We start from the raw sequence: 11061 nt of genomic DNA, 5'->3' as shown, positions 1-11061 counted from the left end.
TCGTTTTCTTGCTCACAGATGAATTTGCAAACGAAACTAAACATGTTATTAATACTAAAAGAATTGAAAGAAATAATACAAATAACTTCTTCATAATCGTTCTCCTTTCATCTTGACTTTCCCTCCTTCCCTTAAATTCAGCGTAACATTTCCACCGATAAAATACAAAAACTTTCGGAAAACTGGTCATTTTTTCGGATAAGTGGTCATTTTTTACATAAAAGATAATCTATTATATCCTTTAATTGATTGTGATGAACTTCCACTCGTTGTTATTGTTTCCAAATTTTAGAAAACCATATGATAGGGCAAAGTCCCAATGTAAGATACATATTTCGTTTTTTCAATTGTCGCAAATTAGTTCCCATGCTACTTGAAGTTTTCTGTATCATCTGATTCGGCATCTCTGTACTAATAAAACACCATATTAACCAAGCCTATCGGAAGCATCTGAAAAGTTCCAAATATTTTTATCCTAGTGCTTAGGCAAATACGTTTAATCGACGTGTTTTTCCATGTTAATTTTAATTAAATAAATTAACGCTATAGCACCAATCAGAGGAAGTACAATTGCGTGAAATATTGTTAAAACTGCAACAATCACGCGTGTTAATGTATTATGAAAAATCAAATTAAAAAAGACTCCTAGCAACCACACCGCACCGTATACCAATACAATCTTTATTGCAAACATCAGTGCACTGTAATCCCATCGGTTCATAAAAAACTTTTTCAGCCCCATAACTTTTGCCTCCTCGCTTCTTTCCATTGCTATACAGCTTTTACTTATTTCCAGCATTATCTATACCAAAACTTTGTCTCTCTTTACCTTAACATGTGGCCAACAGAATATCGACCCAAAATAAATAGTATTTCATTTTTTAATATATTATTAGTATTCCTTAATTTGTTATAATTATTTTATATATAATTAACCATAAACAAAACCACTTTAGAAGATTTCAAGTGCTGAAATCCCCTGAATACTACCTAATTCCGAGCCAAAATAAATTTTGGCTCGGAACAAAATTTTAACCTTTATACTTAATCCTACGTCAAATCCTTTATGACGGAAATTTTATGAAAATGGCACACAGTGAATTTCCATCTGACTGCGAAGTTCTGCGACTCGTTCTTCAACCTGCTTTTTCGTCAAAGTTATTTCATATTCCGGCTCTTTCAGATAATAAGCGTTGACAATATCGCTATATAACTCAGGAATTGCAAAATATGTATCCATCAGTGGGTCACCGTCTTCCTCTTCGTAGGTTATATTATAAGGCAGATCTCTTGCCTGCCAATGAGCATAATGGTTTCGCACCCACACTTTCATATTCGCCATAACTCTGGTATAGCTTCGCTGCAAATCAGAGAAGTTGGTTAGAGTCTCATCGAAAACGCCCAGGGCACAATCACAGAAATTGTCAAAAGCCTCTTTTGCCGAACTCGCTTGAAGATTATATTCTGAATGCTCATCATTCACATGTTTCTCATACACTGCAACTGTGATTAACAGTATTATCAAGAATACACTAACAAAGATTTTTTTATTTTCCATAAGCAAGTCCTTTCTTGCTAATATTTCTCAGAAATAGGAAGTATGCGATATTGTCGCAGTACCGGTTTTTATGGAAGCGGTTCTATCTGTATTCAAAAATAACCTATAAGTTAATAAGAATGATACAGAAATATTTGCAGTCTTTTTCCCCGCCTCTTGCTTATAAGACACTTTAAACACAATTCCATACTTTATATCTATCTCTGCAGATGATAATATTTATTTCTTTCTGCATCTGCTTTTTGTTTGCCTTTGCCTCATTTTTTTTGCAAGTTTATAACCTCATTAACGCGAGAACAAAGGAACAAAACAATCAAAATCCATAATACACATTGCGGTATAGGATACACAAAATTACCATATTCTCCATCAATAGCAGAGCAAATACCCGCAAGTAAGACAATTACACCTATAGACATTCCAAAATTTTTATAGGTTTTTTTCAATGATACCTCTCGATAAATCCCTTTCCATGCCAAGAATAAACTTCCTATGCATGCAATCAAAACTGCAGCCTGCCGCACATATCGACCAATCGCAACAACCAGAATTCGTGTGTGAAACATTTGCATCCATTTTTCTTGCGAAAAATAACCATTTTCGGGCGAAAGCCTCAAATCACTGACTAACATGCAAATGTCGTAAACAATGAATCCGAAAACCAGAATGATAGGAAATACATAAATCAGTTTTTTCATTTTCTTTTCCCTTTCATTTTTGCCATGTGCCATTTTATTATGGCACATAGCAATCTTTGCAACTAATTTATGAAAGTAATGCTGCAACTCCAAAAACTTCAGTATCCGTTTCTGCTTTAATGTTTATCATTCCAAGGTTCGCTTTTTTCACAATATCGTATCGTGCAGTAACGCTTACCTTATGTGTTTCCGGAACTTTGTTAATCGAAATATTGTCATAACTTAGTCCCCCAGACATCATAGGGAAACTCAGTTTTGGTGTAGAAACACTGGAAATTTTTCCGTTCTTAACTACAACACTATAAGATAAATCGACTTTATATTCACCGGTTCCCAGTGTAGCAAAGCTCGCAAGACCATAAGCTTCTCCTAAAATTTTATGGGTTTTATTCCCAGAAATAGTTTTTTGTATGCTCATTGGAGCAATCATTCTTTTCATAATTATATTATATAATTTATTTTAAATATAGGATTTTTCTTAAAATATGTGCTGTGGCTCCAATCACGATATATTTCTTAAAAGCTCTTTCTTTATATATAAGAAATATCATCCTTTCGATATTTTCACAAAGCACTAAGCTCTTTGGTAATATTTTTTGTTTCTCTGCTCATTCCAATCCTCTTACTTATGCCTCCTCTTGTTAAAAGGAATTTTAAGCCTTTGTTTAAACCCCTGCTAGTCTCTTAAGAATACTTATAGAAATTATCTTTCTGATGCACTCTGCTTTGGATAGTGGAAGATATCAGAAATCGAGTCTCTGATATCTCCCGATGCAATATGATTAAGGGTCTAATCCCTTCCCTTGACTAAAGCCTACCACCTTCACTGTCAAAATACAAGAGCTTTCGGGAAAGTGGGCGTTTTTTCGGGAAAGCGGTCAAATTTTACATAAATTTACAGGAAACGAATTGTTATTCTCCTCATTAATACTGTTGTCATAAACAGAATCAGCCCACAAAAGTAGGAACCTGCATTATCTTAACTAAGTCAAGGTTTGTACCTCGCCAATTCATCACATAAGATTCGTCATATTGAATCCATAAAAATCTTTTGCAAGAATAAGTTAAAGTTCCGATCTTTTCATCATTTTCGTATATGAAAAGCTTCTCCCCTTCTTTTTCTGCCTGAAAAATTCTGTTTTCTTTTGCACAGTACAGCCACGGTTCTGAAAAATCGACGCTATTTTTCTGTGCTTCTTGCTGCAGTTCAGACGGCGCGCCATTTCCTGTAAGCGAAATCACAAAATTTGCCGGATGAATGATTTCTGCCTCTTCTTCATTTTCTACCAGATAGGAACCATGAAGCGGATCGTCTGTTTCATACTGCGGAGTTTGAGATACGAAATAGATTATTACTGCCACAGCAAAGTACAGTTTACAAGGGACTACACAAGGTAACGGTCTGACGGGCGCTGATATGCCCGTCAGATTTTCCATGTGATGTTTAAGCTGTCGCTTGTGGCGGCAATGGTGGTAATCATCAAATCCACCACCCGCCGCTTGTCGTCAAAGGATACGTTCTTCCAAGTGTCGAGGTAGCCGGAAATCTGGCTGACCTGTTCCGGGCTGATGGCTTCCACGGTCAACTCCGCCATCTTCGCCAGAAGTTCCTGCTTGCGTCCGTCCAGTTCGGCTATCTTCACATTCACATAGGAGAGCAGCACATTATTTGCGCCTGTCAGACTGTCCAGCAACTTTTCAATCTCGCTATCCACATGGGCAAGTTCCACTTGCAGGGCGGTGATTTTGGGATTGGCCTTTGCCGCTTTCTTCCTGCCCGTCAGTGTCTTGTAGCTGTCCAGCTTTTTCACCATCTGCCGATACACCACCGCTTCCAGTTCCGCCGTGATGATTTTCCCACAGCCGGGACAGCTTTTGTTGTCCAGCCGTTTCGTACAGCGGAGGTACTGTCTGCCGGAGGGATTGAAGATACTCATAAGGGCGTACCCGCAGTTCCCGCACTTGATTTTCCCCGCCAGCCATGTATGGGTGGCTTTCCGGGCGGACTGGATTTTCATGTTGTTCATCAGCTTCTTGCGGCAGGTCAGCCATATATCCGAGGGGACAATCCCCTCATGGGGCGCAAGCACCAGCATTTGGTCTTTCAGGCTTTGGGCCTTGCCCGGCTTCACATCCCGGCCTTGATAGAGATAACACCCGTTCATGCCCGTGAAGTCGGCGACGTCATTGACAAGCACCGTCCCCTGGCTCTTGAAAAACTCGTACACATCCAAGTCCGCCTGCACATAGACGGGGTTGCGTAACATCTGCGCCAGCGTGGGGCGTATCAGTTCCCGGCCATTAAATAAAATGCCCTGTTCCGCAAAGTGCCGGGTAATGTCCCCATAGGAAGTTGTCGGCTCGGCGTACATTTCAAACATCAGCCGGATATTTGCCGCTTCCTCCGGCTTCACTACCAGCCGCTTTGTATTGATACCGTCCATCTTGATAGGCTCCGTATGGAAGCCATAGGGGGCTTTCCCGCCCATCTTGAAGCCCCGCTGACTGCGGGAATAGTAAGCGTCCGTCACCCGCTTTTGTATCGTTTCCCGTTCCAACTGTGCGAACACGATACAAATATTCAGCATGGCCCGGCCCATCGGGGTTGAAGTATCAAACTTTTCCGTGGAAGAAACAAACTCCACATTGTACTGCTGGAACAGCTCCATCATGGTTGCGAAATCCAGAATGGAACGGCTGATACGGTCAAGTTTGTAGACAATGACTTTTGCTATCAGGCCCTTTTTAATATCCCGCACCAACTCTTGAAATTTCGGGCGGTCTGTGTTTTTGCCGCTGTATCCTTTATCTGTGTATTCCCTGCAACTACCGCCTTTCAATTCGTATTTGCAAAACTCAATCTGGCTTTCAATGGAAATGCTGTCCTTTTTGTCTACCGATTGTCTTGCATAGATTGCGTCTATCCGATTATTCATATTGTCACTCCTTTTCTTAAAAAAGAAACGGAGCTGCTGACAGTCTTATTATACCGCCAACAGCCCCGTAAATCAATGATGTGGCTGGAAAAACTTACGCCCCGGCTTCCTCTTTCTGCCGCTTGTCGGCGTACTTGCGGAACACCTCATAAAGCTGCTGTTCCAGTTCCCGGCGTTTGGCCGCTTCCTGCTCCGGTGTAAATACCGGGGAGAGATTTTCCAGCGTGATTTCCTTTCCTTGAAAAGTCACGATTTCTGTTTCCTTTTTGTATCTGATATTCGTTATAAAATCACCTTTCCTTTCCATAGTTCGGTTGCCGCTTCAACTCTGCCAGCACTTCCGGCGGGATACGGTCAACCAGCCGTTGAATGTTGTGTAACTCGCTTTCCAGCTTTGCCCGTTCCATAACGCCTTTCATCTTGTCCTTTTCGCTGGCCTTTGCCCTTGCCTCCAGTTTTTCATTTTCTGCCAAGAGGTCATTTATCGTGACCTTGTATTTCTTCAACTGCCCGGAGAAGTTCTCCATCTGCGGAAACCACTTTTTGAGCATAGAGAGGGCTTCCTCTTTCTTCTTTCCGGCGTTAATTGGATTGATACCGTCCAGCGTGGCTTCAATCGCCCTCGCCTGTTTGGAGAGGGAAACCGCCTGTTTGAAAAGCCGGGTGGGGATATGCTTTCTTCCCGTTTTGCTTGCGCTCTCCCCACGCTCCAAGCTGGGGTACTTCTCCAACATATAGGCGTGAAAATCGTCCTGCCACTTTGTCAGATTGGCCCGGTTGCCTATGATTTCTTTGGCGCACAGGCGGTTGTCTTTCGTCAGCGGAACAAAGGTCAAATGCAGGTGGGGCGTTTTCTCGTCCATGTGTACTATCGCCGACACGATATTTTCCTGGCCTACCCGGTCAATGAGGAAGTCCGCCGCTCTTTTGAAAAACGCCTGTATTTCCTCCGGGGATTTCTTCTTGAAAAACTCCGGGCTGGCGGTTATCAGCGTATCGACAAAGCGTGTACTGTCTTTCCTCGTTCTGCACCCAGACTGTTCAATGCGGCTCTGAATGAAATGGTAGTAGCGCCCCTCCGGCTTGACGATATGGAAATTGTACTTGCTCCGGCTGGTGTCAATGTCCGGGTTGCTGGCGTACTGCTCCTTTTTCCGTTCGTGGTGGGCTTCCAGTGGTCTTGCCGGGTTGCCCTTGTGTTTCTCAAATCGCAAAATTGCGTGTTGCGCCATTGAACTCCTTTCCCCATTCCATTCCTTTCCGGCGGGTTTTCCCGCCGAAAATATCTCTGATAGGATTGGAATGGAATCGATATAAATAGATGGTTTTAATCTCTGTATTTCTATATATCGTCCGGTTTCCGTACTCCAAGAGGATTGATTTTCGTACTTGTAGGGTACGGTTTTCATCCCTCCGGCGTACCGCAGCCGGACTTCTTGAAGTCGGTGTTTGGAACCGCTTCATAGGATTTTGGGTAAATGCGGTTGGGTTTTCCACAGCCCTGTTTCTGTATTTCCACCAGCCCCGCATACTGCAACTCCCGCAGGGTATTCACCGCCTTCTGCCGCCCACAGTGGAGCAGGGCGACCACCTCGCAGATGGGGTAATACAGGTAAATCCGCCCATATTCGTCCGCCCACCCGTTTTTCCGGGATAACTCCGCCCGCCGCAGGATAAAGGCGTACAGCACCTTCGCTTCGTTGGACAGGGGCTTGAATGATGGGGCTTCAAAAAGGAAATTGGGGAGCCGGGTGAAGCTGATGACTTTCTCCGGCTGGTGAATGTAAATCGTGTTTGTCATAGCGTGTTTTGTGGACGGTTAGAAGCCCGTTTTCCGGGGTGGGCGATAAAACATACCGCCCGCCCCGGTTTTGGGCTTGCGGAGCCTTGCAAATCAAGGCTTTTCTCCGCCTTAACTGTCCACAGCAGACCTCCTTTTCCGTTCACTTTCTGTTTTCTGCCGCCTGTGTACTCTGGCGGCGCAGTTCGGGCAGTATTTGCCCCGGTTGGATTTTGGCACATAGGGCTTTCCGCAGACCGAGCAGCGTTTCAAAGCACAGTCACGGTAAATCTCCGCTTCCAGCGTCCTATCCAGCGGCAAGACCGCCCAGCGGAACCACTTGCAGCAGACGGAGAATGTAATCATCTGCGGACAGGTGCAGGTGTCGCCATCGTCCAGCGCAAAGCAGTTTCCACCACCACAGTTGCAGCACTCCCGGCGGATCAGGCTGCTGGCCCGCTTCCTCTGCGCCGGGGTCATGCGGTAGGGGAAGCTGTCCGGCCTGTGTTCCAGCGGTGGCAAATGTTGATAGGGTCTTTCTTTCATGCACTCCCTCCATTGTTCTTCTTGCTGCCGTTTTCCCCGAAAAGGCTTCCTGCCCCATTCCTGCGGCGTGTTCCGGCGTTGGTACGCTCACCCTCTCTGGTCACGGTGTCCAGAAGCGGGGTCACAGCACACTTCCCCAGCCGGGGTATTCCTTTTCAGACGGTCATTTAGTTTTCAAGAGGCTTGTCCATCGATGAACTATCTCAAGTGTATACTTTTTTGATTGCCTGTGCCGTATATCCAAGAGGTAGGAAATCAGCCCGGAAAACTCGCTATTTCCACGCTCTCGGAATTGTGGTATAATGAGAAAATACAGAACAGTAAATTGAAAGTTGACGCCGATGAAAATAAATGAAAAGAGAGAACATCTATGCTCAATGCAGGAAGCAGGATAGTAAATAATTGGATATATCCTATTGACAACGGCTATGTACTGATTGATACAGGGTATGAAAGAGGATTTGCACATTTCAAAAAGCAACTGGCAAAGATGCAAATAGCCCCTCAACAGATACGATATATTTTTCTGACACACGCTCACGATGACCATGCAGGCTATTTGAATGAAATACTCTCGGAATGCTCTGACATTCAAATCGTTATGAGTGACAAGGCGTTAGAAAGATTATATAAAGGGCAAAACTCTTTTCATGGCGGTTGCACAACCAAGATTGCCTTGCTCTTTTGTTTCTTAATGAAATTTGTTGGCAAGGGCAAGCATTTGTTTCCTCCAATAACGCAAGAATATTCATGTAGATGTATTCAAGTGACCGAACAAAACCGTAAGCAAGTGGAACTTTTATTGCAAGGAAAAATCATTGATACTCCCGGTCACACCGCCGATTCCATATCTCTTTTAACTAATGACGGTTCTCTATTCTGCGGCGACGCTGCTATGAACGGATTGCCAAGTTTACACAGAATAACTATTTGGGCGGAGGATAAAACGGATTTCCTAAAATCTTGGGAAACAATCATCGCACTTAGACCAAATCTAATATATCCGGGACATGGCAAGCCGTTTGGATATGACGACCTTAAAATAAATCTAAAGCGGGCAAAAAATATGGAATTATTACCGATTCACTAACTTCCGATTTATCGAACAGACAAGGAGGGCGAGAAAATGTCTTTATCCATTCAAGAACGCTTGAAAGACCTGCGTGTGCAGCGTGGCTTGACGCTGGAACAGCTTGCAGAGCAGACGAACCTCTCCAAGTCTGCGTTGGGCAGTTATGAAGCGGACGATTTTAAGGACATCAGCCACTATGCTCTTATCAAGCTGGCGAAGTTTTACGGCGTGACCACCGACTATCTGCTGGGGCTGTCTGAAATGAAGCGTCACCCAAACGCTGATCTTGCAGACCTGCGTTTGAGTGACGGAATGATTGACCTGCTGAAAAGCGGGCAGGTGGACAATGCTCTGCTGTGCGAATTGGCGGCGCACCCGGATTTTATCAAGCTGATGGCCGACCTTGAAATCTATGTGAACGGAACGGCGGTGAAGCAGGTACAGAGCGCAAACGCCATTGTGGACGCTATGAGCGCAATGATTATGAAACAGCACAATCCCGGCTTGACCGACCCGCAGTTAAGACAGCTTATCGCTGCCCATATTGATGATGACAGCTTTTGCCGTTACATAATCCAGCAGGACATAGACGAGATAGCCGCCGGCCTGCGGGAAGCCCACAGGGAGGATTTTTTCAGCGTCCCGGAGGATAACCCGCTGAAAGGATTATTGGAAGCCGCTACCAAAATTACCAACCCAGACAGTGACCCGGAGCAAGCGTCTTTGGCGTTTATCTGCAAACGGCTGCGGCTAAACTTTAAGAAGCTGTCCGGGGAAGAAAAGAAGTGGCTGAAAAAGATTGCACAGAAGTCGGACTTGCTGAAAAAACCAACCCCACAGCGGGGACGGAAGTAAGAAAATAAAAAATCGCATTTTGTAGGAGGTATATTATGTCATTGGAAAAAGTTTATGATTATTTCCATAATTATGATAAGCAGACTTATCAGGTTGTAGCTTGTATGGGAAATGAGCCATCGGAGCAGGATATAAAGGATTTTGAAAATCAGTATGGGATAAATCTTCCTGCTGATTTTAGAGAGTTCACTATGTCCCCATTAGGTGGGCTTTATATGGAGGTTCGAGAAGAAATATGGCCACAAGCGAAACAATATGACATAGGCCCATTTTGGTCGTTCTGTCGAGGAATTATAGTCTATGGAATTGCCAATGGAATACCCGATTTTTTGGATATTCGTGAAAAAACGAAAGAACTACACGATGAAGGTTTTACTGATTTTATCCCATTCTTGTCCATTATAGGGAATGGTGATGAAATATTTTGTTTTGACAAGAATAATAACATAGTCCTTCTTGACTACTACACAACAGGAGAAGCTACACCGATTGAGGGGACTTTTTCAGATTGCTTGATGAGCCAAATTGCGGAGTTAGAAGAACGGAAAAACAAGAAAATCCGGGGAGAGGATAAAATCAACTAATTCTGATTTGCGAGGAGAATTGTGACTATGATAGAGTTGAATACATTCAAAAAAATATTGGAAGAAAATGAAGAACGCTTGCCATTACTAACGCTTGATGAATTTTTCGATGGAAACACAGAGGAGGATTCCATTGCTCCGAACCAATGGGAATTTGGCCGTCCAACGCTTTCTGAAATACGAAATATGCTACAAAAGATTGAGTTAATGCCTGACATAGCATGGGTGCGTGTTGCTCTCCACGATGATACAGAAATCGTAGAAAACAATGGGAAAGAAGAATTAGTTCTTGCAGGAGATACAATCGTGATTTGCACAACCATTTTGCCTGCGGAATTAGAAAAATTAGTAAATTGCGAATGGCTATGCTCTGATGGAGTAATTACAATAGAGGCATTTGAATTAAATACTTATTCGTGCGTACCACCAATTCCAGATAACTTCGATTGTTTGGAAATCGTGTGGGACTAATCTAAAACTTTCAGTTTATCGGGGGAGATAGCAAAGGCAGCCGAGCCAGTCAACGGTCAAGATGAACGGCGCACAAATGCGCCGCCGTTGACAGCCCCGCCTGCCTTTGCTGATGGGCAATCAAGGCGGGAAAGCCCTAAAATGGCTTCCCGCCCATTTCAATTTTGAGAAAAGAACGACCACTAAAATAAATGAGTGTGGCCACACATATAGTCACGGTGTCTAAAGGTTTGGGACATTTTGTCCCATAGGCTGAGGACGGTGGACGAGGGCTTTCATATACGCCCTGTCTGCTGCTGAAACCAGCCCTTTGTTTCCGGCTTCCCAGCCCCAAACAAAGCCCTGTTTTCCTGCCGCTTCAAATGCCCTTGCCCTCCCCGGCGGCAACGGCATTTTCACGGCAACGCCGACAGAGCGTATAACACACTACACTTTGCTTCGCAAAGTCGTGTGCCAAATGGGGCGCTGCCCCCTTTGGATACCACCACAATAAACAGGCGCTATGCCCCTTACTGGGAGCATAGCGCCGTTTGTTGTCAGCAGCCCGTTTCACGGTCTGCG

General features: G+C 44.0%; 16 protein-coding genes. 4 read left to right on the top strand and 12 right to left on the bottom strand.

The annotated features are described in order from the left end of the window. Positions 1-496 precede the first annotated feature (496 nt). From D1155_RS14900 to D1155_RS16045, 11 genes are all read right to left on the bottom strand, one after another. Positions 497-742 carry a hypothetical protein gene (locus D1155_RS14900; RefSeq protein WP_161880244.1) on the bottom strand — a complete coding sequence of 82 codons (246 nt, stop codon included), beginning with the start codon at positions 740-742 and terminating at the stop codon, positions 497-499. Between the two features lie 336 nt (positions 743-1078). Next, the gene (locus D1155_RS14895) at positions 1079-1558 is read right to left on the bottom strand and encodes a hypothetical protein (RefSeq protein WP_160203202.1); all 480 of its coding nucleotides are present in this window, start codon (positions 1556-1558) and stop codon (positions 1079-1081) included. Positions 1559-1815: 257 nt separating this feature from the next. Next, complete coding sequence (locus D1155_RS14890; RefSeq protein WP_207709535.1) at positions 1816-2289, bottom strand: hypothetical protein; 474 nt, start codon at positions 2287-2289, stop codon at positions 1816-1818. Positions 2290-2323: 34 nt separating this feature from the next. Next, entirely contained in the window at positions 2324-2695 is a 372-nt protein-coding gene (locus tag D1155_RS14885) for a hypothetical protein (RefSeq protein WP_160203200.1), read from the bottom strand. A gap of 509 nt (positions 2696-3204) precedes the next feature. Then, complete coding sequence (locus tag D1155_RS14880; protein WP_160203199.1) at positions 3205-3618, bottom strand: hypothetical protein; 414 nt, start codon at positions 3616-3618, stop codon at positions 3205-3207. A gap of 62 nt (positions 3619-3680) precedes the next feature. Next, on the bottom strand, positions 3681-5192 hold the full coding sequence (locus D1155_RS14875; protein ID WP_160203198.1) for a recombinase family protein: 1512 nt from the start codon (positions 5190-5192) through the stop codon (positions 3681-3683). A 94-nt stretch (positions 5193-5286) separates the two neighbouring features. Continuing rightward, positions 5287-5499, bottom strand: coding sequence for a hypothetical protein (locus D1155_RS14870; RefSeq protein ID WP_016304735.1), 213 nt, complete (start codon positions 5497-5499; stop codon positions 5287-5289). Continuing rightward, positions 5483-6424, bottom strand: coding sequence for a MobV family relaxase (gene mobV, locus D1155_RS14865; protein WP_160203197.1), 942 nt, complete (start codon positions 6422-6424; stop codon positions 5483-5485). The genes D1155_RS14870 and mobV overlap by 17 nt, the downstream gene beginning before the upstream one ends. Positions 6425-6597: 173 nt before the next feature. Beyond that, positions 6598-6993, bottom strand: a complete 396-nt coding sequence (locus D1155_RS14855) for a replication initiator protein A (RefSeq protein WP_160203196.1) — start codon at positions 6991-6993, stop codon at positions 6598-6600. Positions 6994-7104: 111 nt separating this feature from the next. Further along, positions 7105-7518 (bottom strand): cysteine-rich VLP domain-containing protein, encoded by a 414-nt coding sequence (locus tag D1155_RS14850; protein WP_016304738.1) that lies wholly within the window; start codon positions 7516-7518, stop codon positions 7105-7107. Further along, complete coding sequence (locus D1155_RS16045) at positions 7515-7643, bottom strand: hypothetical protein (RefSeq protein WP_256377095.1); 129 nt, start codon at positions 7641-7643, stop codon at positions 7515-7517. Before D1155_RS16045 ends, D1155_RS14850 begins: the two co-directional genes overlap by 4 nt. A gap of 245 nt (positions 7644-7888) precedes the next feature. Here D1155_RS16045 and D1155_RS14840 point away from each other — a divergent pair, with 245 nt between their 5' ends. The 4 genes from D1155_RS14840 to D1155_RS14825 are packed head-to-tail and all read left to right on the top strand — an operon-like array spanning position 7889 to position 10500. Continuing rightward, positions 7889-8608, top strand: a complete 720-nt coding sequence (locus tag D1155_RS14840; protein ID WP_016304739.1) for an MBL fold metallo-hydrolase — start codon at positions 7889-7891, stop codon at positions 8606-8608. 36 nt (positions 8609-8644) lie between these two features. After that, complete coding sequence (locus D1155_RS14835) at positions 8645-9445, top strand: helix-turn-helix transcriptional regulator (protein ID WP_160203195.1); 801 nt, start codon at positions 8645-8647, stop codon at positions 9443-9445. Positions 9446-9480: 35 nt separating this feature from the next. Then, a complete protein-coding gene (locus D1155_RS14830; protein ID WP_160203194.1) occupies positions 9481-10029 on the top strand; it encodes an SMI1/KNR4 family protein in 549 nt (182 codons plus the stop codon). Positions 10030-10056: 27 nt separating this feature from the next. Then, positions 10057-10500, top strand: coding sequence for a hypothetical protein (locus D1155_RS14825; protein WP_016304742.1), 444 nt, complete (start codon positions 10057-10059; stop codon positions 10498-10500). 222 nt (positions 10501-10722) lie between these two features. On the opposite strand, the gene D1155_RS15640 is transcribed toward D1155_RS14825, so the two are convergent. After that, positions 10723-10899, bottom strand: a complete 177-nt coding sequence (locus D1155_RS15640; RefSeq protein ID WP_201759614.1) for a hypothetical protein — start codon at positions 10897-10899, stop codon at positions 10723-10725. Between the last annotated feature and the right edge of the window lie 162 nt (positions 10900-11061).

It is taken from the genome of Anaerotruncus sp. 80, assembly GCF_009936115.1.
Classification (GTDB): domain Bacteria; phylum Bacillota; class Clostridia; order Peptostreptococcales; family Anaerovoracaceae; genus Senimuribacter; species Senimuribacter intestinalis.
This window is presented reverse-complemented; position numbering and strand designations above follow the sequence as displayed.